19 protein-coding genes are annotated in these 20799 nt (G+C 62.9%); 13 read left to right on the forward strand and 6 right to left on the reverse strand.

Annotation, left to right across the window (positions count from 1 at the left end; genetic code table 11):
• Positions 1–77: 77 nt before the first annotated feature.
• Complete coding sequence (locus P12x_RS09495; protein WP_435010620.1) at positions 78–332, reverse strand: hypothetical protein; 255 nt, start codon at positions 330–332, stop codon at positions 78–80.
• A 145-nt stretch (positions 333–477) separates the two neighbouring features.
• Between P12x_RS09495 and P12x_RS09500 the strand changes: the two genes are divergently transcribed.
• A complete protein-coding gene (locus P12x_RS09500) occupies positions 478–840 on the forward strand; it encodes an STAS domain-containing protein (protein WP_435010621.1) in 363 nt (120 codons plus the stop codon).
• A gap of 283 nt (positions 841–1123) precedes the next feature.
• On the forward strand, positions 1124–2938 hold the full coding sequence (locus P12x_RS09505; RefSeq protein WP_435010622.1) for a hypothetical protein: 1815 nt from the start codon (positions 1124–1126) through the stop codon (positions 2936–2938).
• A 61-nt stretch (positions 2939–2999) separates the two neighbouring features.
• Here the strand turns inward: P12x_RS09505 and P12x_RS09510 are convergent, their stop codons facing one another.
• Positions 3000–4019 (reverse strand): beta-ketoacyl-ACP synthase III, encoded by a 1020-nt coding sequence (locus P12x_RS09510; protein WP_435010623.1) that lies wholly within the window; start codon positions 4017–4019, stop codon positions 3000–3002.
• A gap of 336 nt (positions 4020–4355) precedes the next feature.
• Here P12x_RS09510 and P12x_RS09515 point away from each other — a divergent pair, with 336 nt between their 5' ends.
• From P12x_RS09515 to P12x_RS09530, 4 genes are all read left to right on the forward strand, one after another.
• A complete protein-coding gene (locus tag P12x_RS09515) occupies positions 4356–4760 on the forward strand; it encodes a hypothetical protein (RefSeq protein WP_435010624.1) in 405 nt (134 codons plus the stop codon).
• Between the two features lie 136 nt (positions 4761–4896).
• The gene (locus tag P12x_RS09520; protein ID WP_435010625.1) at positions 4897–5406 is read left to right on the forward strand and encodes a GNAT family N-acetyltransferase; all 510 of its coding nucleotides are present in this window, start codon (positions 4897–4899) and stop codon (positions 5404–5406) included.
• Positions 5403–6335, forward strand: a complete 933-nt coding sequence (locus tag P12x_RS09525) for a DMT family transporter (protein ID WP_435010626.1) — start codon at positions 5403–5405, stop codon at positions 6333–6335. The genes P12x_RS09520 and P12x_RS09525 overlap by 4 nt, the downstream gene beginning before the upstream one ends.
• Positions 6336–6521: 186 nt before the next feature.
• A complete protein-coding gene (locus tag P12x_RS09530; RefSeq protein ID WP_435010627.1) occupies positions 6522–7616 on the forward strand; it encodes a TlpA disulfide reductase family protein in 1095 nt (364 codons plus the stop codon).
• 91 nt (positions 7617–7707) lie between these two features.
• Here the strand turns inward: P12x_RS09530 and clpX are convergent, their stop codons facing one another.
• The gene (clpX, locus tag P12x_RS09535) at positions 7708–9015 is read right to left on the reverse strand and encodes an ATP-dependent Clp protease ATP-binding subunit ClpX (protein ID WP_435010628.1); all 1308 of its coding nucleotides are present in this window, start codon (positions 9013–9015) and stop codon (positions 7708–7710) included.
• 230 nt (positions 9016–9245) lie between these two features.
• Between clpX and P12x_RS09540 the strand changes: the two genes are divergently transcribed.
• A complete protein-coding gene (locus P12x_RS09540; protein WP_435010629.1) occupies positions 9246–9653 on the forward strand; it encodes a response regulator in 408 nt (135 codons plus the stop codon).
• A 116-nt stretch (positions 9654–9769) separates the two neighbouring features.
• The gene (locus tag P12x_RS09545) at positions 9770–10081 is read left to right on the forward strand and encodes a hypothetical protein (RefSeq protein ID WP_435010630.1); all 312 of its coding nucleotides are present in this window, start codon (positions 9770–9772) and stop codon (positions 10079–10081) included.
• Between the two features lie 83 nt (positions 10082–10164).
• Here the strand turns inward: P12x_RS09545 and P12x_RS09550 are convergent, their stop codons facing one another.
• Positions 10165–11424, reverse strand: coding sequence for a glutathionylspermidine synthase family protein (locus P12x_RS09550; protein ID WP_435010631.1), 1260 nt, complete (start codon positions 11422–11424; stop codon positions 10165–10167).
• A 446-nt stretch (positions 11425–11870) separates the two neighbouring features.
• A complete protein-coding gene (locus tag P12x_RS09555; protein ID WP_435010632.1) occupies positions 11871–12653 on the reverse strand; it encodes a class I SAM-dependent methyltransferase in 783 nt (260 codons plus the stop codon).
• A gap of 688 nt (positions 12654–13341) precedes the next feature.
• On the opposite strand from P12x_RS09555, the gene P12x_RS09560 reads away from it, so the two are divergent.
• From P12x_RS09560 to P12x_RS09575, 4 genes are all read left to right on the forward strand, one after another.
• Positions 13342–14784, forward strand: coding sequence for an efflux RND transporter periplasmic adaptor subunit (locus tag P12x_RS09560; protein ID WP_435010633.1), 1443 nt, complete (start codon positions 13342–13344; stop codon positions 14782–14784).
• Positions 14785–14922: 138 nt separating this feature from the next.
• On the forward strand, positions 14923–15246 hold the full coding sequence (locus P12x_RS09565; protein WP_435010634.1) for a DUF6793 family protein: 324 nt from the start codon (positions 14923–14925) through the stop codon (positions 15244–15246).
• A 204-nt stretch (positions 15247–15450) separates the two neighbouring features.
• Positions 15451–16737, forward strand: coding sequence for a glucose-1-phosphate adenylyltransferase (locus P12x_RS09570; protein ID WP_435010635.1), 1287 nt, complete (start codon positions 15451–15453; stop codon positions 16735–16737).
• A gap of 343 nt (positions 16738–17080) precedes the next feature.
• Positions 17081–18253, forward strand: a complete 1173-nt coding sequence (locus P12x_RS09575; RefSeq protein ID WP_435010636.1) for a HEPN/Toprim-associated domain-containing protein — start codon at positions 17081–17083, stop codon at positions 18251–18253.
• A gap of 108 nt (positions 18254–18361) precedes the next feature.
• Here P12x_RS09575 and P12x_RS09580 read toward each other — a convergent pair whose 3' ends face one another.
• Complete coding sequence (locus P12x_RS09580) at positions 18362–19795, reverse strand: MATE family efflux transporter (RefSeq protein WP_435010637.1); 1434 nt, start codon at positions 19793–19795, stop codon at positions 18362–18364.
• A gap of 128 nt (positions 19796–19923) precedes the next feature.
• Here P12x_RS09580 and folD point away from each other — a divergent pair, with 128 nt between their 5' ends.
• Positions 19924–20793 (forward strand): bifunctional methylenetetrahydrofolate dehydrogenase/methenyltetrahydrofolate cyclohydrolase FolD, encoded by an 870-nt coding sequence (gene folD, locus P12x_RS09585; protein WP_435010638.1) that lies wholly within the window; start codon positions 19924–19926, stop codon positions 20791–20793.
• Positions 20794–20799: the final 6 nt, after the last annotated feature.

The raw sequence follows: 20799 nt of genomic DNA on the forward strand, positions 1-20799 counted from the left end.
GCCCAGATCGACGTCGACATTGTGGCGGAAACCATCGCCCCGTCAAGGAAAAACACCAGCCCATGCGACGGCGATCCTCAATCGGGCTCGATCATCGGCACGTCGATTTCGCCGGCCGTCGTCGATTTCCGGGCCGGAACCTGGATGTCGACGAACGGCGCCCGGACCCGGACTCCCTCTCGGGTGTCGACCTGGACCGGGGTGCCTCGACGCTCCTTGATGAATACCTGCCTATGATGGACACACCCACAGCCCTGAAAGGACGACCCGATCAGCGAGAGGCCGAGCACGACACGAGACCGGTTGGACTTCATGGCACTTTTGCCCATCATGAGATAAACTTCAATTTGATCGGCTCGTGGCCTGAGATTCGGTGCCGATCCCCTGAGTCGAGGATCGACGCGAGGGCGATCCGACTTGGGTCTTTCAGCTCGTTTCGAGTTTGGCCGGTCCCCTGGCCGGGCGGAGGTCCGATCAATGCGCCCGCCACTGGTTCATGAAGAAGGCGATGTCCTTCTGATCTCCCTCGATGACCCGATCGCGGTCAATGAAGGCCAGGCACACGGGCTTCGAAAGCTGCTCTACGAGCCGATCGAGTCGCGCGATTCTCCCAAGGTCGCCATCGATCTCGGGGGCATCGACTATCTCTCCAGCACCGGAATCGCCCTGGTGATCGGATTGAAACGCCGGGTCGAGGCCCGAGAAGGCCGCCTGGTCCTGTTCCAACTCAGGCCCGAGATCCTGGATCTCTTCTCGGTCATGAAGCTCACCACCCTCTTCACGATACTCCCCGATCAAGAGCAAGCCCTGGATCTGCTCCGATCCCCCGTTGCGGACTAAACCTTTCTCTCGTCACCCTCGGCATCCTGGGTTCTCCAAACTGCCGGGACGCATGAAGTCCGCTTAGACCGGGCGTCGAATACTGAAGCGTTGCCTCATTCGGTCGACCTTTGCGGATGGCGGGTCGGGGTTCTTCGCCCTGGGCTCGTCGAAGTCGAAGGAGTGAGGTCGTTTCCCCGGTCGACCCATCCGATCCAAGGACGGCGGACCATCGGGACTCGGGGGCGGACTTCCTGGTCCGTCATCGAATCTCCGCGCGGTTCGTCGGCGAAGGGAGTCTTCCATGAAGTCAACGAGTCGACGGTCTGCTCGACCCGACCCGGCCAGGCGTCGGCTGCGGTCGAACCTGGAGACCCTGGAGAGCCGCCAGTTGCTCTCCGGTACCCCCTATCTCGCGAGCGGTAATTATCCACTCTCGGATTTCCCGGTCGAGCAGCCGCCCGGGCCAACCCCGGATATCTCTATCCCCAAGCCGATCGGCAGCGATCCCAAGGTCCTGGCGACCTATTCGAATTCGGGGAAGGTCATCACCGGGCAGGACCGCCAGGGGAATAGCTACAAGCTGACCCTGACGGGACCCGGCAAGATCATCGTGACCGACACCACGCCCAACGATGGCGTGCTGGACGACGATATCGACACGATCCGCGTGGTCGGGACCGACCCCAAGAAGTCGTCGCTCCATGGCCAGGTCTCGCAATCGACCCGGGTCCCGAGCGACTACACCTTGCTCCCGACCCTGGGGACGGTCCGGTTTAACCAACTGGTCGCCCAGAGGAGCCTCAAGGCGATCGTGCTCAACGGTTTCATCCTGACCGACACGATCACGCCTCCCGGGAGCACTTCGCTCTCGCCCGCCGAGACCTCGCTGAACCAGACCACCGGGATCCAGATCAAGGGCACCGTGGGCACCCTGGAATTCGGCGGGATCGACGCGCGTTTCCCGGCCTCGTTCAACCCGGTGCCGATCACGATCTCAATCGGCGAGGCGACCACGCCCAACAACGTCCAGCCGAACATCCGAATCGACCGGATTTATAACACGGTCTACGACGACACCGCGTTCTCGAGCGGCGGGAGCCAGACCATCCCGACCGGCCCACTGACCAGCCCGACGGTCACGCTGATCGTCAATGGCGGGATCAAGGGTCTGAACGTGGTCTCGATCTCGCAGCAACCGAACCTCGGTTCGCTCTATCCGCCCATCAACAACGGGTTCCTGAACATCCCGACCCAGTTGATCCCGACCTACTCGGCGGCGTTGGAGTATCAATTCCCGATCGTCGGGACGACCGGACGGACCGCCGTCCAGGCCAAGTCGATCAACCACCTGAAGGTCAACGGCGGGACGACCAACACCACCTTCTCGAAGGCGGCCCAGCCGTTCCAGAACAGTCTGACCGGCCTGGACGGGGTCAAGGCCGCCCAGTTCGGCGGCCCGACCGACGCGATCGCGATCGATTCCCAGGGCAGCATCGGTACGCTGAAATTCGCCAAGGGGATCGGCAGCACGATCGGCGCGAGCTCTAACCCGATCTACTTCGGGACTCCGGCCGCGAAGTACGGCTACCCAGCGGCGGGCCTCCTCGGCGGCCAGATCGTGACCGAGGGGAACATCGGCTCGCTGGTCGTGGCCCCGAGCAATCAGTTCCTGCAAACCAGCCAGGATCCATCGCAGATCCAGGCGGGCCAGAACGGTTACACCACGTACGTCAACCGGCCCGGTACGGCGATCCAGTCCTCGCTGATCCTGGCGCAGGGGTCGATCGGAAAGACCCACATCGTCGGAGACATCGTCAACAGCGAGATCCGATCCGGGTACGACTATTACTCGGGGATCGCCGGAGCCGACCCGGTCACGGGCGCCAGTTCCATCGGACCATTGCTGATCCGGGGCGACCTGGTCGACTCGGTCGTCGCGGCCTCCTATCGGTCGATCGACGGGATCTTCGGCAACGGCAACGACGTGGCGGGGAATGGCACGATCAACGGGTATCTGATCGGCAACGTCTACCAGACGACGACCGGTACGACCCCGCTGGGCAACCAGGGATCGGGCTTCTACAGCAAGCAGACCGGCTCGAATTCCAAGAAGTAGTGAGGACGAAGGACTCGCGGCGGCCCCCTCTTTCCGGAGGCGGGCCGTTGCGAGATCCACCTCACCACCGCCAGAGTGCGGTCCCCCAGTTCAGCCCGGCACCGAAGCCGGACGTGAGGACCAGGTCCCCTCGACGGATCTGGTTTTCTTCGGCGAGTTCATCGATCGCGATCGGGATCGAGCCTCCCGAGGTGTTGCCATATCGCTCCAGGTTTTTGTAAACAACGTCCCGGTGGAAGCCGAGGACGTCGCTGGCCGCGTGGATGATCCGGACGTTGGCCTGGTGGGGGATGAACCAGCGGACATCGTCGATCGACCGTCCCGCCTTGGCCAGCACCGCCGTGCAAGAATCGGCCAGGATCCGGACGGCCCACTTGAAGACGGCTCGTCCGTCCATCGTGAGATACTGCAACCCTTGCTGGAGGGCTTCCACCGAGGGGGGCATCCGGCTCCCGCACGCCGGTCGGTTCAGCAGGTCGCCGCCCGAACCGTCCGAGCCCAACTGATAGGCCAGCATCCCCTGTTCGGGGGAGCCCGGCCCCAGGAGGACCGCCCCGGCCCCGTCGCCGAAGAGCGGGAAGCTCTTCTGGTCGTTGGGATTGATCACCCGACTATTACAGTCGGCCCCGATGACCAGGGCCCGACGGCTCGTCCCGGCCGCGACGAACTGGGCCGCCGTGACCATCGCGTAGACGAACCCCGCGCAGGCCGCCTGAAGATCGAACGCCGGGCAATTCAGGCGCATCCGATCCTGGACCAGGCAGGCCGTCGAGGGAAAACACATGTCGGGCGTGAAAGTGCCGATGACCAGGAGGTCCACCTCCGAGGGATCGACCCCGGCCGCCTTCAGGCAACGAGCGGCCGCGTGGACCGCCAGGTCGCTGGTCGCCTGGTGGGGCAACGCGAACCGACGCTCGTGGATTCCGGTGCGGTTCACGATCCATTCCGGATCGAAGCCGTGCGAGGCCTGCAAGTCGTGATTGGTAATCACGTTGTCGGGCAGATATCGGCCGGTCCCCAGAATCTGCACGCCGGTCAGCGTGCTCGTCCTTGCTTCGGCGTGCAAAGGGCCAATACTCATAAGAGATCCGCGACGGTCTCGAACCGGGTTGCGCCGCGTCGGATGGTCGGTGGGGATGATGGGACCTGGCCGTGGAGGTCGAGCCTGCGTCGACTCACTTCGGACTCGGGCAAGGGACCACCGAGGCCGGCTCCGCTGAGGCCTCGCTCCGCATCGACGATGCGACGCACGGGATAGGTAGGGGAGGGGAAAACCTTGGTTCCGCGGTTGGTCGGAGGTTCCACTTTGTTTCTCCCAGCGACCTTCCGCGCGGTGAATGACTATAATCGTTACGGATCGCGCTGGCCAGACCAAAGGCTGTCCAGCCCTCCTTGATCCCAGAGGCCTTATTCCACCTTGGTCGAGCACGCAATCCGACTCCGCGCCGCCTGGGACTGCCGCGACCTCGACGGAGAATCCGAGGCCACCCGGCGCGTCGACTTGCCGACCGACTGGCCGTCTGGCTCACCATCCCGATTCCTACTCCGTCGGAAATTCGGCCGTCCCCCCGGTATCGAATCGGTACAATCGATCTACCTGGAGTTGCTGAAAGTCCCGGGGCTCGTCGCCGCCCAGCTTAACGGACGGGATCTTTTGCCAAATCCCGCCGAGGCCTCGGCCTGGGTTATTCCGCTCGGAGAACCTCTCCCCTCGCGGAGTGTCCTGATCCTTGAGGTCGACTTCCGCGACCAACCCGGGCCTCATCGAGACTGGGGCGCCATCGCGCTGATCATCGCCTCACCCGGACCATCACCCCCATGATCCGCGAGCGTCCGGGATGACGCGGATGGGCAGGAATTGCCATAATTAATCCAGGAGGTCGCGCCGAGCCAGGCGCCCGGCGACCTCGACGGGCCGTCGGTGGGATGGGCCGAGGAGCCGGGACCGAGGAGCCACGATGCTCGTGCTGGAGACCGATCGGCTGACCCTTCGCCATCTCACCCCGGATGATCTTGACGCCCTCGAGGCCATTCAATCCGACCCGATGGTGATGCGTTACTTCCCCTCTGCCCCCCGCTCTCGCGACGAGACCCTCCGCGACCTGGAACGCTGCATCGCCTGGCAAGCCGAGCACGGTTTCAGCCTCTGGGCGGCCCTGGACCGCCTCGACGGGCGCTTGATTGGCCGATGCGGACTGCTCCCGCAATCCCTCCAGGGGCGAAAGGAAGTCGAGATCGCTTACCTGATCGCCCCGACGCACTGGGGACGGGGCCTGGCCACCGAGGCCGCCCTGGCGATCCGAGATCACGGCTTCGATCGCCTCGGCCTCGACCGCCTGGTCTCGATCATCCACCGCGACAACCTGGCCTCGCGGAGGGTCGCCGAGAAGGCCGGGCTCCGCCCCGAACGGATGATTCAGTTCATGAATCATCGGTGCTGGCTCTACTCCACGTCGAGGACTCCATGACCCCTGGAACCGACGCCGGGGGGATTGATCGGTCCTCGGTCTGGATGCTGGGCGGCGCGATCTCGTTCGCTTCGATGGGGGCGCTGGTCCATGCCCTGGGGGATCGCTGCGACTGGCTCGTGGTCGCGTTGATCCGGGCCCTGATGATGTTCGTGACGGCTTCGATCCTGGCGAAAGCCTCGGGATCGAAGCTGGCGGTCTGGCGTCCCCGGACGCTCTGGCTCCGGAGCCTGGCCGGGAGTTTCAGCCTGGTCTGCAACTTTTACGCTCTGGCACGACTGCCCGTCGCCGACGCCGTGACCCTGATGAATGTTCATCCTCTCTGGATCGTCCTGATCTCGGCGATCGCGATCCGCCGCCCTCCCTCGATCGGGGAGGTCGTGGGGGTCTTCAGCGGCCTGATTGGCGTGGTCCTGATCGAGCAGCCCCACGTCGGCGTCGACCGGCTCGCGGCGCTGGTGGCCCTCCTCAGCTCGGTGTCGACGGCGATCGCGATGCTGGGCCTCCACAAGCTCCGCCACCTCGACCCCCGGGCCGTGGTGGCGCACTTCGCCGGGGTGGCCAGCCTGATCTCGGCCATCTGGTTGATCTTGCGTCGCGAGACGCTCTCACCCGGCCTCATGGAGCCCATCACCATGCTGCTCCTCCTGGGCGTCGGGATCTCGGGTACGCTCGGGCAGGTCTTCCTGACCAAGGCCTATGCCGCCGGGGCACCGGCCAAGGTCGCCGTGGTCGGCCTGACGCAGGTCGTCTTCGCCATGGGATTCGACGTCGGGCTCTGGGGTCGTCCCTTGACCCCGACGGCACTGGCCGGATTCGCACTCGTGATGGCCCCGACGACCTGGCTCAGCCTCCGAGCCGCCAAGAAGCTCAGCACGACCGTACGGCCCGAACCTCTCCCGATTCCGAAGTCGGCCGAGGTTCCCTGACGATCTCCCAAAGGGTCCTCCCCGATTGCTGTTGGGACGAGCAGACCGGCCTGGGCAATCCCTTGCCGATGGCAGCCCTCGGTGGTTATTGTGAAACATCATCGCCGGTCTTCGGACGGGCCAGAGATTCGGCCGACCTCCCTCGGTCGAGGCGGATTCGGATTCTCAACTTTCGGAGGACCCTCCATGTCCAGGTTTTCTTTGAAGCTCGGGACGATGATCGTCCTGGGCGGCTCGTTCCTGACGGCCTTCCCGGCGATGGCCGAGGATCGCCCGGCCGACAAGATTCTCGAAGAAATCAAAGCCGTTGAAATGCCGAAGCTCCCGACCGATCGGAATGATCCGAACGCTCGGAGGACCTTCCTCACCGAGCGGCAGAAGGCCATGGAGAAGCGGGCCGTACTGATCGGCGAGCTCTACAAGGCCCACCCCGACAACCCCGAGTTGACCACCCTGATGGTCGAGCGTTGGGGAGCCCGAACGGCCCCGGCCGACGTCCTGGAAGAAACCAAGGCCGAGATCGAGGCTGTCCTCGCCAACAGCAAGAGCGAGAAGCTCCGGAACGAGGCGGGATTCATCAAGGTCGCTCTGGCCTTCCAGAAGGCGGGCCGCGACGGCAAGGCCGAAGACCTGATCCCGGTCTTCGAGGACTTCGCCAAGCAGTTCCCCAAGGATCAGCGAGGCGCGATGATCCTGTCTACCCTCGCCAACCGGGTGACGGACGAGGCCAAGCGCGACGAGCTCTACAAGCGGATGGAACGCGACTATCCCGATAGCCCGGCGGTCAAGAGCCTGGCCGGCGAGCGCAAGCAGCGTGAGGCCGTGGGCAAGCCGTTCGAGCTGGAATTCACCGAAGCGATCAAGGGCACGCAAATCACGATGGCCGGCCTCAAGGGCAAGGTCGTGGTGATCGACTTCTGGGCCACCTGGTGCGGCCCCTGCATCGCCGAGATGCCCAACATGAAGAAACTTTACGCCGAGTACAAGGACAAGGGCGTCGAGTTCATCGGCGTCAGCCTCGATGCGCCAAAGGAAGAAGGCGGTCTCGACAAGCTCAAGGAGTACGTTGCGAAGAATCAGATCGAATGGCCCCAGTACTACCAGGGTAAGGGCTGGGAGAGCGAATTCTCGATGAGCTGGGGGATCAACGGGATTCCGTGCGTCTTCCTGGTCGACGCCGAAGGCAATCTCGCCTCGACCCAGGCTCGCGGGATGCTGGAGAAGATGATTCCCGAGTATCTGGAAAAGGCCAAGGACAAGAAGACCGCCGCCAATCCCTGATCGATTGGGTTGAAGCTGGCCGGGGAAAAATCGGGCGTCGCGAACCAGGATTCGGTTCGCGACGCCCGACGCATTTCCCGATCTTCTCGTTTCAGGCTGCGGCGTGGTTGAAGAGCGAATCCTCACCACGAACGACGCCATCGGTCAACTCATAGGTCTGGCCCGGTTCGCGGTCGGGAAGCTCGTACATGATGTCGAGCATGAGACCTTCCATGATCGACCGGAGGGCCCGAGCCCCGGTCCCCCGAGCTTTGGCCAGGCGTGCAATCTCGCGGACGGCCGGATCGGTGAAGGTAAGCCGGGCATCGTCGTGGTGGAAGAGCACCTGATATTGTTTCAGCAGGGCATCCTTGGGCTCGGTCAGGATCTTGGAAAGATCGTCGATCGAGAGTTGATCCAGCGTGCTGATGATCGGCAGTCGCCCGACCAGTTCGGGGATCATCCCGAATCGTTCGAGGTCCTCGGGGGTGACCTGGGCCACCAGTTCGTTGCGTTCCAACTCCTTGTCGGACGACTGCTCGCCCCGGCCGAAGCCGATCATCTTGCGACCCAACCGCTTACCGATGATCTCTTCCAGGCCCACGAAGGTCCCGCCGCAGATGAAGAGGATCTGGCTGGTGTCGACCTGGAGATATTCCTGTTCCGGATGCTTCCGGCCCCCCTGGGGCGGGACGTTGGCGACGGTCCCTTCCAGGAGCTTCAGGAGCGCCTGCTGGACCCCTTCGCCGGAGACATCGCGGGTGATCGAGACATTCTGGCTGGTCTTGCCGATCTTGTCGATTTCATCAATGTAAATAATCCCACGCTCGGCCAGCGAGACGTCAAAGTCGGCCTCGCGGACCAATTTGAGGATCAGATTCTCGACATCCTCTCCAACGTAACCAGCTTCAGTAATAGTGGTTGCGTCACCGATGGCGAACGGGACGTTCAACCGACGGGCCAGGGTCTGGGCCAGGGCCGTCTTGCCGCATCCGGTCGGTCCGATGAGGAGGACGTTGCTCTTGGCGACCTCGACTCCCTTGAGAGTCTCGTCCTCGATCGGACGCGAGGAGGCCCAGACCCGCTTGTAGTGATTGATCACGGCAACGGCCAGCGTCCGCTTGACCCGATCCTGACCGACGATGTACTCGTCCAGGTGGGCCACTAGCTCGCGAGGCGTCGGGAGCTTGCCGGTCGGCGGCTCCTTCTTCTCCCGACGCCGGAAAAGTCCCTCGCACGCCTCGACGCAATCGGCGCAGATGTGGCCGTCGTCCTGTCGCAACCCTCGTTGCACCAAAGCATTGCCTGCAACCATCGGGCCGGCTTCGGCGGTGGTCCGGCCGCAGAAGTCGCAATAGGTCGGAGCCGGAGCGGGACCCTGGGTACCTTCATTTCTCGCCGTCAAAGCCGTCACTCCCACTAGGCACGGGCTAGGGACTGGATGAGGTTGCCGTGCATCCTCCTAACATAGAGCGGAATAGCGGATTTCACAATCCTCGGTTCTGTATCGGGCATACGCCGGCTCCGCGAAACGATCCGCTCTCCGCCCGCAATCATGTCGTAAGCTGCTCACTAGAGGACCATCTTCGGGAGGCTTCGACGCGCCGAAAGCTCGTTCGGATGGGATGGCCTCTCTCGCGAGGATTGCCGATGATTCGCCCCATCGAACCCGGTTTAAGAATCCTCCTGGTTGAAGACCAGCCCATCATCCGACACTTACTGGGACAGCTCCTCGGTGCGCTCGGTCATTCGGTCGTCCTCGCCTCACGATTCGATCAGGCATACTGCTTCGTCCAGAACTCTTCCTTCGACCTCCTGATCAGCGATATCAATCTAGCGGACGGCTGCGGCCTCGATTTGATTCGCCAGATCCGGGAGATGAGCGATCTCCCGGCGATCGCGATGAGCGGCGATCACGACCTGGAAGGGGCGAGCTTGGCTTGCGGCTACTCGGGGTTCCTGGCCAAGCCGGTCACATTCCAGCATTTGCAGGACGAGATCGCTCGCCTGACTTGCGGATCGGCCAGCATCCGAGAGCAATCCTGCACCTCCTGTTGAGTTGAGACGGGGCCTCCGACCGGATTGGCCGATTGCGGCCGAACCGAGCGACGATGAGCATCGTAATGGCTTCAGTGAAACGATCCACGATCCCGGAATCGGGAGGAGATAAACCCATGAATACCAAGATCAAGCCATACGTTCACATCGCCGTCGACTCGGTCGACACGGTGGCCTTCGACGCCGAAGGGCGGTTCGATCCCGAACGCCATGACCATTACCCGACCTTCGAGATGGCCCGCGATGCGGCGCTCTCCTGCGTCGAGCTACTCCTCGACGAGGGCGATTACGACGGTGAGGACCACCGCGACGAACTCGAACGGATGAAGGTCCTCCTCGAAGAGGCGTCCACCTTCGAGGAACTGGAAAGCCAGCCCGGATACCAGTGGTTCGTCGCGCGACTCCAGCCCGCCCTTTCGGCCGCCTGAGGCGCGGGCCACCTCCGAACGATCCAGACGCCGCGATGAATCGGGAGCCGTTCCCGGTTTTCGCGGCGATTTTCTTTCCAGGTTCAACGATCGATCCAGGGATCCCAGAGCGGATCATCGCGACCAGTCGAGCCGGCAATCGTGCTCCTCGAAGACTTCCGGGACTGCATGGTCGGCGGCTTGAGGTGCGGCGATTTGCGGAAGATGTGGGGAAGGAACCGGCTGGAATTCCGGGTGATTGGCCCGTCGTCTTCCCGGATTCCCAGGCCACAAGCATTCCCGTTGACCATCCAGCTCCCGATGACGGGGAAGACACCCCCAAAGTCCGGAAGTTCCCGGAACTCCTGATAAATCCGGCGGCCTTCGCCATAGTCCCCGCCGGTCTCAGCAATCGTCACCCCTTCCTCGACGATCGAGACGTTGGCCCCTTCGCGCGAGTAGAAAGGCTTCGAGACGTGGGTCGGGCCTTTCGGCGCGAAGTCGGCGTGGAGCAGGTAGGGGCTCTCGGGGAACAATTCCGAGAGGACGACCAGGATCGCCTTGTTGCTCAGGATCATCTTCCAGGGCGGCTCCAGCCAGCGAGTCGGAGCGTTCGGCAGATTCCGCCCGAACGGTTCCCGGAGCATCCACTCCCAGGGGTATAGCTTGAAAAGGATCTCAATCGGCCGCTCTCGGAGGTCGGTGAAGACCCGTCGCCGATCATCCCAGCCGATCCCTTCGACGTCGATCGGCTGAGTCGCTAGCCCTGCCTGGGTCGCCACGTCGCGGAGGTACGTGATGGTCATCACGTCTTCCACGGAAGATTCGATCGCCCCGAAGGTGACCCGAGGGCCAAGCTCGCGGCCGATCCGGCCCCAGGCCTCGATGAGCCGCTCGTGGGTGCTGTTGAACTGGTCGAAATTCGCGCGCTCGAGGTCGCCGAGCGGTTCGAGGAGATCCCTGGACCAAAACCACTGGATGACCGACGACTCCAGGAGCGAGGTCGGGGTGTCGGCGTTGTATTCCAGGAGCCTGGGAGGCCCGGTCCCGTCGAAAACCAGGTCGAACCGACCGTAAATCGACTGCTCGTCGCGTTCCCAGCTCTCCTCGACGAAGCGGTGGAACGGCTCGGGGATGTCGAACTCGCCGAGACGCTTCCGGGAGATCACGTGCTCGACCGCCTGGAGGCACATCGCGTCCAGCTGACTCGTGGCCTGCTCGATCGAGTCGATCTCGCCGGCCTCGAACAGGTAATAGGCGGATTCGTCCCAATAAGGCTGCCCGTCAATCGAGTGGAAGGTCAGCCCTTGAGACTCGACGATCCGGGGCCAGTCGGGTCGGGGATCGGTCGGGACTCGCAGCATCGGGTCATTCCCGGGCCAGATTCGGGAGAGGAGGGGAAATCGAGACGTTCATGCCCCGACGCCGAACGATCCCGAGGAGCCGAAACCACCCCGAGCTGAAGCCCCGGGCACAACGGCCCCACCCGATCGGAAGCCACCCCCACCGATCCGGGGCACGATCAGGAGACCGCCCCCGCCATGTCGCCGAGGCTCGGTGGAGGATTCCTGAGCCCAGGATTGCCCATCCTGCTCAACCTCTTCTTCACGCGAGCAGGACGCGAGGACCAAGGCCGAGCCGATGAGGGCCAGGGAAATTGATTTCGAAGATTTGCCCATGATTCTCTCGTCGGTCTGGGGCCTCATAACCGGGATCGATCATCGAGGATCCTCTTACCCTACTCCAAAGAGCTTCGCACGGCGACCTCGAGGATTGCGAGGATCCTCGGACCACTCGTACAAATCGAGAATCAACCGTCCGAACTCTTCCGACCCCTCACTATGGCCCTCCAGCAGTGGATCGTGATCCCGCCCGAAGGATCGATGACCGGCGAGTATCCTCGGATCGGCGGCAACGCGGCCAGCAGCGACCGGACTTCGAACTTGCTCGCGTCCGGCGTCCCCCGATCGAACCACTCGTCGAAATCGAGCGTGAACGGTTCTTCGACGAGGCTGATCTCAACCAGGCCGGCGAACCCGAAGAGGTCGACGATCTCTCCCGTCGAGAGATTCCGGGTGTGGGTCCGATCGCGAAGCCTCTCGATGGCGTTGTGACGCTCGGCCAGGTCCGGGTCGGGGTCGGTCGTATGGTCGCTCAAGATGATCAGGCCACCTGGCCGGACCAGTTCCACCTGTCGGCGAAGGAAGGCCGACGGGTCGGCGACATGGTGGAGGACGTACCGCGAGATCGCCGCATCGAAGGGATCTCCGGCGGTCATTTCGTAGAGTGACCCGCGATCGAACCGGGCTCGTTCGCCGAACCGGGCGCAGCGGGCCCTGGCCCGGGCAATCATCTCTTCCGAGAGGTCGATCCCGGTCACGCGATGACCGGCCTCCAGGAAGGCGAGGCCGACGAGCCCCGGCCCCGAGCCGACGTCGAGAAGTCGCGAGTCATCGGCCAGGGCCGCCGCCCGGACCAGCCGATCCAACGCGGCGGGGTCGGTCTGGACGGGCGCTCTCTCGAAGAGCGCGGCCTGGCCGTCGAACGCTTCGGCGAGATTTTTGTCGTGGGTATCGGGTGAATTCGGGTTCATCGAATCGGGCCTCCTAACCAATAAGGGACGGTCGATCGTCCGAATTTCGGGATTGGCCTCGCCGGATCGGGCCATTCAATCGTACGATGAGGAAAGCAGATCCTGTCCGGCGGCACCTCCCGATCCTCGACGGGTGTGATCGCATTGTTTATTCGACTCCGCCTATTATCCAACCTGGCCTATCTCCTAGCCGCCCTCCTGGCCTGGCCTGGGTCCATCCCCTGGACTTCGACCCGTCTCGTCTCGTGCAACTTTTCGACCAGAGTCTTCGGCGAGGTCCGACCGGGAAACCATCGGAAACTCGACCATTCAGAGCCGATCGATCGTCCTGATGAGATCTCGATCTCTCATGAGACCGAGGTATCAGACGACCTCCCTCTCCCCCCGACGATCTTCGTTCGCTCTTTCTCCCTGATGAGTTTCGCCCGCTCATCCCTCCTGGATCGACAACCGGGGACTTTCGAGGGGGTTCCCCTCGCGCCTCGCAGCCCCCTCCTTCGCTGCTAGTAACCTGCTCTCGTCGACGGACACCGCGACCCAGGCGAATCACCTGCAGATCGAGGCCCCAACACCTCGGATCGGTGTGGTCGAGAGGCCGACGCCCGCCGGGGGTCCGTCTACCTTACATCATGGAAACAAATCACTTGTAATAAACCGAACGATTTCGCCGGACTTGAGGAAGACCGCCATGACAAGCCAGTCGCAGATTACCGAGGAGAGTGTCGGAAACGACGTGCTCCCGATCAACGAACATACTTCACGGACCGCGGCCATTCTCCCCTCCGGGAAAGCGGCCCCTCGGCCGAAGCGAAGGAAAGGCCTGAAGCGGCCGGGCCTGATCCTCGTCTCGCTCCTGATCCTGACTCTGGCCGGGTTCGCATTCTCATTGGGGAAGCAAAAGCTCCGGTCCTCATTGGATGGACTGAGGGAGCGGATTGTTGGGACATCCCCCCCCCCCCCCGCGGAAGCAGTTTCTTTCCCCTCATTCTCCAACACCCCCTGGGACGGGATCGTCCGGATCACCGCCGACCAGAGAAATGCGATCGGGTTTCGAATCGAGCCCGTCTTGCCCCAGACCGAGCCAATTCACCTCGAACTGAACGGCACGACCGACTACAACCAGAACACCCTGACCCGGATCCGGCCCCGATTTGACAGTGCCCTGGTGGAGAAGGTGTTCGTCTCGAGCGGACAGCACGTCAAGAAGGGCGACCCGCTCCTCGAACTCAAGAGCGCCGACCTGGCGGCCGCCAAGAACGACTGCCGGACCAAGCTCGTCCAGTGGGACCACGACCACAAGAACCTCGTGGCTCGCGAACCGCTCGCCCGGGATGGCCTGATCACCCGGATCCTCTGGACCGACACCCAGAACGACGAGAAGAAGAGTCGGCTCGATTACCTGGTCGCCCGCGACAAGCTGGCCACGTACGGGATGACCGGCCCCCAGATCGATCAGCTCCTGGAAGGGCTGAGCGACGACCGGCAGAAGGCTCTTGAGGCCGACGACTACACCCAGGACATCTCGCGGATCACGATCGTCTCGCCGATCGACGGCATCGTGGTCGAGCGCGATGTGGTCCCCGGCAACTTCTACGACACGACCAACATCTTGCTGGTCATCTCGCCGATGACCGAACTCTGGGTCTGGGGGAACGTCTTCGAGAGCGACCAGGATAAGGTCCACCTCGGCCAGAAGTGGGACATCGTCCTCCAGTACTCGAACGAGAAGTTCCCGGCTGTGGTCGAGAGCATCGCCAAAGGTGTCGACCTGGAGACGAAGACGCTCCGGATCCGAGCCTCGATCTCGAACATCGGCCGCGATCTGAAGGCGCGGATGCTGGTCCGGGCCATCCTCCAGGTGCCCCCCCTTCCCGGCGACACCGTCATCCCCCGCCAGGCGTTGGCGGTCTTCAACGGAGAGTCTTACGCGTTCGTCCAGAAGGGCGAATCGGGCCCGGACGCCGATCGATTCGAAAGACGAAAAATCGAGATCGAGCAGGAAGGCAGCGACATCGTCGTGGTCCGGAGCGGCCTGAAGGCCGGCGAGCGGGTGGTGAGCAACGGCTCCCTGATTCTCTCGCAGATGTTCGAGGATCAGAGCGTCGTCGACCGAGGACTCCCGGCCCGGTGAATCCCCACTCGCCTAGGATCGCGTGACCGGGGGTTTGACCGGCCCTCAGGGCGGGTGTAGGATCGGGCTAGAGGGACGGATTGAATTCCGTCCCCTCCGCGTCCCCCCGAAGGTCACTTCCAGGAAAGGGGTTCGGACATGCCTCTATTTGAAGTGGAGACGACGTCGCATATCATGATTGCGTGCGTCGGCGATGAATCCGAGGCTCGCGTTTTCGCCCGAGAGAATTACCCGTCGGAGGAAGTCCTCCGGATCAGTCACCGTCCTCGCGATGCCTGGGTTATCTCGAAGAATCTGCTGGGGTTGACCAGCAAGGTCGACCCCTGCGCCAACGCACGTGAATGCCTGGCCAAGGCCCAGGGCGACAAGCTCCACGCGGTCCGGCTCTACATGCAGCAGACCGGGACCGATCTCGAAGGGGCCCGCAAGGTCATCGAGTCGAATATGGCGATGGGTTGGTGAAGTTGTCTTGACCGACTTTCGTCGGTCGAGACAATCACCGACCGATGGAGGATCGCCTCGGAGCCGGATGGACCGGCCCCGGGGTCCTCCGGCCGAGGAGCCGGGAACCTCTCAAGGTCTCGGCCTCGGTATGCTACCACCTAAGAGCCAGGGACGGCGGTATCCTCCTCGGGGACGAACTACCGACTTGGCGAGAGAGTTTCGATGCCTAAAGTCATCAGCCTGATCCTGGGTGGAGGGCGAGGGACCCGGCTCTTTCCGCTCACCAAGTCGCGGAGCAAGCCGGCCGTCCCGATCGCGGGCAAATATCGCCTGATCGACATCCCCATCTCGAACTGCATCCATTCCGGGCTCAACCGGATCTTCGTCCTGACCCAGTTCAATTCGGTCAGCTTGCACCGGCACATCGCGAACACCTACACGTTCGATCCCTTCGGGGGCGGATTCGTCGAGATCCTCGCCGCCCAGCAGACGATGCAGCACGAGACCTGGTATCAGGGGACCGCCGACGCGGTCCGTCGGAACATACCATATTTCACCGAGAGCAATTTCGACCTCGTCCTGATCCTCTCCGGCGACCAGCTCTACCGGATGGATTTTCAGGACATGATCCGGTCGCACCTGGAGAACAAGGCCTCCGTCTCGATCGCCGCGCTGCCGGTCCCCGAGGCCGAGGCCAAATCCTGCGGGATCATGCGGATCGAGCCGAACGGGCGAGTCATCGACTTCGAAGAGAAGCCCAAGACCCGCGAGTTGCTCGACCGGGTCTGGACCGACCCCGAATGGCTCGCGAGGATGGGGATCGAGGCCGAAGGCCGCCCGTACCTGGCCAGCATGGGGATCTACCTGTTCAATCGGACGACCCTGGTCGACCTGCTCGCCTCGGGCAACGCCGTCGACTTCGGCAAGGAGATCTTCCCCCAGGCGATCGCCTCGACCCGGGTGCAGGCCCACCTCTTCGACGGCTACTGGGAGGACATCGGGACCGTCGGAGCCTTCCACAAGGCGAACATCGACCTGACCCGCGAGGATCCCCCATTCAGCTTCTCCGCCGACGACAGCCCGATCTACACCCGACCTCGCTACCTCCCCTGCTCGCGACTCTCGGGGGCCACGGTGACCGACAGCCTGATCTCCGACGGCTGCGTGATCGGCAAGAACACGGTGATCGAGAACTCCGTGATCGGAGTCCGGGCCCACATCGCCGAGAACGTCACGATCCGGAATTCGTACATCATGGGGGCCGACAGCTACGAGAACCCGAAGCAGATGGCCGCGAACCTCCGCGCCAACCGGCCCAACATCGGGATCGGGCCGGGCTCGATCATCCAGAACGCCATCGTCGACAAGAACGCCCGGATCGGGAAGAACGTCCGGATCACCAACGCGTCCGAGGTGGTCGACTCCGAGGACTCGCCCCACTACGTGATCTGCGACAAGATCGTGGTGATCCCCAAGTTCACCATCCTCCAGGATGGGATGGTGATCTGAGGTTTTGATCAAGGCACTACGCGTTGAATCCGAGGGATCGGCACATAGCAGTTAGATTTTCTTGCTGGAAGTCCTATCCCGGGAACGGCAATGGATCTCGGGATGGTTCTACATCACAAGCCCATTTAGCCCGAAAAGCATCACGCCTGTTCGTGATTTGCGCTGTTCGGAGAGATCGCAGTAGGTCCGATAAGCCACCTTTGTGTTTCTAGGCGGCGGACACCGTTTCGCCGGGCTATTCGTTCGTTGCCATACACGTGGGGCTTCCTTACCCTCCCGGATAGAATCGAAGAGTCCATGCCATTGACCAGGCAGTTTTTGTAACAGCTTAAGGACGGACGGGATGGGTTCACTTATCACGCTATCGGTTGGTCGGATGGAGGTTGATTGGGGCAAGAACGACCTTTTCGTAAATCATTCAAAATTGTTCCTGCCTTTAGACAATCAACGAACTGTCAACTTGAGCGATGACGAGGAGGAAGAGAATGACTCCGTGTATTCTCGGCCGCTGTCAAGCGTGGTCCGTCGGCTCGAACTTCTTGGCTACAATCTAGAGCACTGCAGGCAACTCTACGAGGAACTCGCCGGTGCCAGGTCCGATGAGTACGATGAGGTCGACGTATCCTTTGATCGATTTGCGAAAGCTCTCGCGTCCGTAAGAGTCGGAAAGGTGCGGCTCCCACACCTCTACGAGGGCTATGACCTCGGAATGCACACCCTCGCCGACATCCTCAAAGACTTCGAATTCTCCAAGCTTTTTGAGGACATCGAGCCTTACGTCGTTGACCCCTACGTCGTTTTGCGACTTCTAGCTGAGAACCAACACAACCTCGGTGAGGCAGTAGTTTGGCATTACCACGACGTGGTAGAGGGGGGATGGGTTGAGGAGGAGGAGCTTTACGAGGGGCTCGAAGACGCGGACCGGCACCTCATCGTGACGGAAGGCAAGTCCGACTCCACGATTCTGAAGAAGTCGCTCGGCCTACTTTATGATGACATAGATGACTTTTTTTCGTTCATTGATATGACGGAAAACTATCCGTTCACGGGGACCGGCAACCTCACCAACTTCTGCCAGGGTCTCGCCAGGATTCGGATTCAGAATAAGGTCTTGGTCGTTTTCGACAACGACACGGCTGGTAATGCGGCTTACCAGAAAGTGAAGGCTTTAATCCTTCCGCCCAACATGCGGCTTGCATTGCTCCCACCCCTCCCCGAATTCGAATCATTCCCAACCTTAGGACCTTCCGGGCCGAACACGGAGGACATTAACGGGAAGGCTGTCGCAATCGAGCTTTACCTGGACCTGTCGCGTGGCCAAGTGACCACGCCGACGGTCAGGTGGACGAGCTATGACAAAAAGCTCGGCCGCTATCAAGGAGAGTTGGTCGATAAGGAGGCCTTTGCTAACGACTTTATCAAGCGACACTCGCTTGGTCCGGACTATGACGTCACCAAGTTACGCCGGTTGTGGGCTCATCTAGTCGAACAGTGCACGTCCGCGACCAAGAGCTGAGGCCGTCGGACCAGCGCCGACACGCTGTCAATCGACACTCCTCGTTTTGTGCAAGATAACCCCCTATATCATGCACAATAGATGGGTGGCCAGAAATCCATTTGTGGCTCAAACCTCCGCCAGCTTCCACCCCCCTTGCAGGAACCGGGCGGCGACCAGGATCCCTCGGATCGCCAGGTCGGCGAACATCGCGAGCCAGGCCCCTCGGAGGCCCAGGCCGAGCCCTCCGGACTCGACCGGGTAGGTCATCCAGTAGGTCAGGGGCATCCGGATTCCCAGGTAGCCGACGACCACGATGATCCAGGGCCATCGGGTATCGCCGGCCCCCCGGAGGGCACCGTTGAGGACGTTCAAGGTCGCCATGAACGGCAGGGCGAAGGCCACGATCCGGAGGACGGGCACCCCTTCGGCCGCCACGCCGGGCTGCTTACCCCCGAGGAAGATGCTGAACATCGCCCCGGCCTCGACGTAGAGCAGGATTCCCACGGCGACCAGGAGACCCACGCCCATCCCCCAGGCGGTCTTCGCGGCTCGACTGGCCAGGTCGGGGCGTCCGGCCCCGAGGTACTGGCCGGTCAAAGTCCCGGCGGCGATCGAGAAGGCCGTCACCGTCAGGAACGCCAGGGCCTCGCAGCGGATCGCGACCCCGTGGGCGGCGGTCGCCGTCGAACCCAGCTTGTTGATCAGGCCGAGGAACCAGAGCTGGCAGAAGACGTTGGTCAGGCTCTCGCCGGAGGCCGGCAGGCTGATCCGCAAGATCCGCCAGGACTCCCGCCAGATCGGCCGGAGCCCGGCCAGGTTGAGTTGGAGCCCGGATCGACCCTGGGTCAGGATCACCAGGACGGCCAGACCTCCGACCGCCTCGCTGAACGCAGTCCCGATCGCTATCCCCCGGAATCCCATCGACGGGATCGGACCCAGACCTCGGACGAGGGTCCAGCTCAATGCGACGTTCACGACGTTGACCAGGACCATCACCCACATCCCGGTCCGGGTGTCTCCCACGCCCCGGAGGCAGGCCACCCCGGCGGTCGTGCAGGCCAGCAAGGGGGAGGCCAGAAGGATCATCCGGAGGAACATGGTCGCGGCCTCGGCCGCTTCCCCCTCCAGGTTCAAGGCTCGGATCAGGCTTGGTGCGCCAATCTGCCCGGCGAACATCGTGATCGTCCCGAAGCCGAGGGCAAGGCCGATGGCCTGCTGGCAAACCCTCCGGGCGGCTTCGGGCTCCCTCGCGCCGGTCATCCGGGCCACGAGCGCCGTGGCCCCGACCGAGACGATCGTCATCACGCTGCCCAGGAACCACAAGAGGTAGGTCGACACCGCCACCGCGGCCAGGTGGGCCTCGGCCAGATACCGCCCGGTCAGGATCGTGTCCGAGAGCCCGACGAGGTAGAGGAGCGACTGCTCGACCAGTACCGGCCCCGCCAGGAAGAGGACCTGCCGGGCCATCGATCCGCCGGGAACCGCGAGAGCTTCCCAATCCTCGGCCCGCTCGGCGATCGGGACCAGGACCCCGCCCTCCGTCGCGTCATCGACTTCCATCAAGTTCTTTCATTTCGAGAGGCCAGAGTGGACGATGCCTGGAAACGGCCCGATGCGTCCGCCATTATCGTAGTTGGGAACCCTCAAACGGGCGAGCCCGACCCACCCGATCTCCTGGAGGTTGTCCGTTGGCTGCCCGAATCCTCGACGGAAAGTCGATGGCCCAAACGATCCGCGAGAGTGTGACCGCCGAGGTCGCAAGTCTTCGATCCTCGACCGGGCGAGTGCCCGGCCTGACGGTCGTCCTGGTCGGCGATAGCCCCGCCAGCCAGGTTTACGTCCGGAACAAACAGAACGCCTGCAAGGCCGCCGGGATGCGCGGGGAAGTCCTCCGACTCCCGGGCGACACGACCGAAGACAAGCTTCTCGCCACCATCGACGCCTTGAATGCCGATCCCGACGTTCACGGACTCCTCATCCAGCTTCCCCTGCCCTCCCAGATTGACGACCGAAAGGTGATCGAGCGAGTCGATCCCCGGAAGGATGTCGACGGCTTCCACCCCGAAAACGCGGGACTTCTGGCGATCGGCCAGCCTCGCTTCGTCCCTTGTACGCCCCTGGGTATCCGTGAGATGCTGATCATGGCGGGGATCGAGACCCGAGGAGCCCACGCGGTGATCCTCGGCCGATCTCAGATCGTTGGCAAGTCGATGGCTCTCCTCCTCTTGCAGAAAGGTTCGGGGGGCGACGCCACCGTCACCGTCTGCCACTCAGCCACCCGCGATGCGGGGCGTTTCACCCGCCAAGCCGATATCCTGATCGCCGCCATCGGTCAGGCCGAACACGTCAAGGCCGACGCGATCAAGCCGGGTGCGGTGGTCATCGACGTCGGAATGAACCGTCGAGTCGACGGAAGTCTCTGCGGCGACGTTAATTACACGGGAGCGGCCGAGGTCGCTGCCTGGATCACACCCGTCCCCGGGGGGGTTGGCCCGATGACCGTGGCCCTGCTCCTCCGGAACACCCTCGACGCCTTCCGGCTCCTCGAGCCCGCCTGATACAGG

Source organism: Tundrisphaera lichenicola, assembly GCF_051175385.1.
GTDB lineage: Bacteria > Planctomycetota > Planctomycetia > Isosphaerales > Isosphaeraceae > Tundrisphaera > Tundrisphaera lichenicola.

Coding starts and splice junctions, on each gene's coding strand:
- P12x_RS09495 (WP_435010620.1), bottom strand. CDS start 332: ATGATGGGCAAAAGTGCCATGAAGTCCAACCGGTCTCGTGTCGTGCTC.
- P12x_RS09520 (WP_435010625.1), top strand. CDS start 4,897: ATGCTCGTGCTGGAGACCGATCGGCTGACCCTTCGCCATCTCACCCCG.
- P12x_RS09545 (WP_435010630.1), top strand. CDS start 9,770: ATGAATACCAAGATCAAGCCATACGTTCACATCGCCGTCGACTCGGTC.
- P12x_RS09530 (WP_435010627.1), top strand. CDS start 6,522: ATGTCCAGGTTTTCTTTGAAGCTCGGGACGATGATCGTCCTGGGCGGC.
- P12x_RS09565 (WP_435010634.1), top strand. CDS start 14,923: ATGCCTCTATTTGAAGTGGAGACGACGTCGCATATCATGATTGCGTGC.
- P12x_RS09550 (WP_435010631.1), bottom strand. CDS start 11,424: ATGCTGCGAGTCCCGACCGATCCCCGACCCGACTGGCCCCGGATCGTC.
- P12x_RS09510 (WP_435010623.1), bottom strand. CDS start 4,019: ATGAGTATTGGCCCTTTGCACGCCGAAGCAAGGACGAGCACGCTGACC.
- P12x_RS09525 (WP_435010626.1), top strand. CDS start 5,403: ATGACCCCTGGAACCGACGCCGGGGGGATTGATCGGTCCTCGGTCTGG.
- P12x_RS09500 (WP_435010621.1), top strand. CDS start 478: ATGCGCCCGCCACTGGTTCATGAAGAAGGCGATGTCCTTCTGATCTCC.
- P12x_RS09575 (WP_435010636.1), top strand. CDS start 17,081: ATGGGTTCACTTATCACGCTATCGGTTGGTCGGATGGAGGTTGATTGG.
- P12x_RS09560 (WP_435010633.1), top strand. CDS start 13,342: ATGACAAGCCAGTCGCAGATTACCGAGGAGAGTGTCGGAAACGACGTG.
- P12x_RS09555 (WP_435010632.1), bottom strand. CDS start 12,653: ATGAACCCGAATTCACCCGATACCCACGACAAAAATCTCGCCGAAGCG.
- P12x_RS09580 (WP_435010637.1), bottom strand. CDS start 19,795: ATGGAAGTCGATGACGCGACGGAGGGCGGGGTCCTGGTCCCGATCGCC.
- P12x_RS09540 (WP_435010629.1), top strand. CDS start 9,246: ATGATTCGCCCCATCGAACCCGGTTTAAGAATCCTCCTGGTTGAAGAC.
- P12x_RS09505 (WP_435010622.1), top strand. CDS start 1,124: ATGAAGTCAACGAGTCGACGGTCTGCTCGACCCGACCCGGCCAGGCGT.
- P12x_RS09570 (WP_435010635.1), top strand. CDS start 15,451: ATGCCTAAAGTCATCAGCCTGATCCTGGGTGGAGGGCGAGGGACCCGG.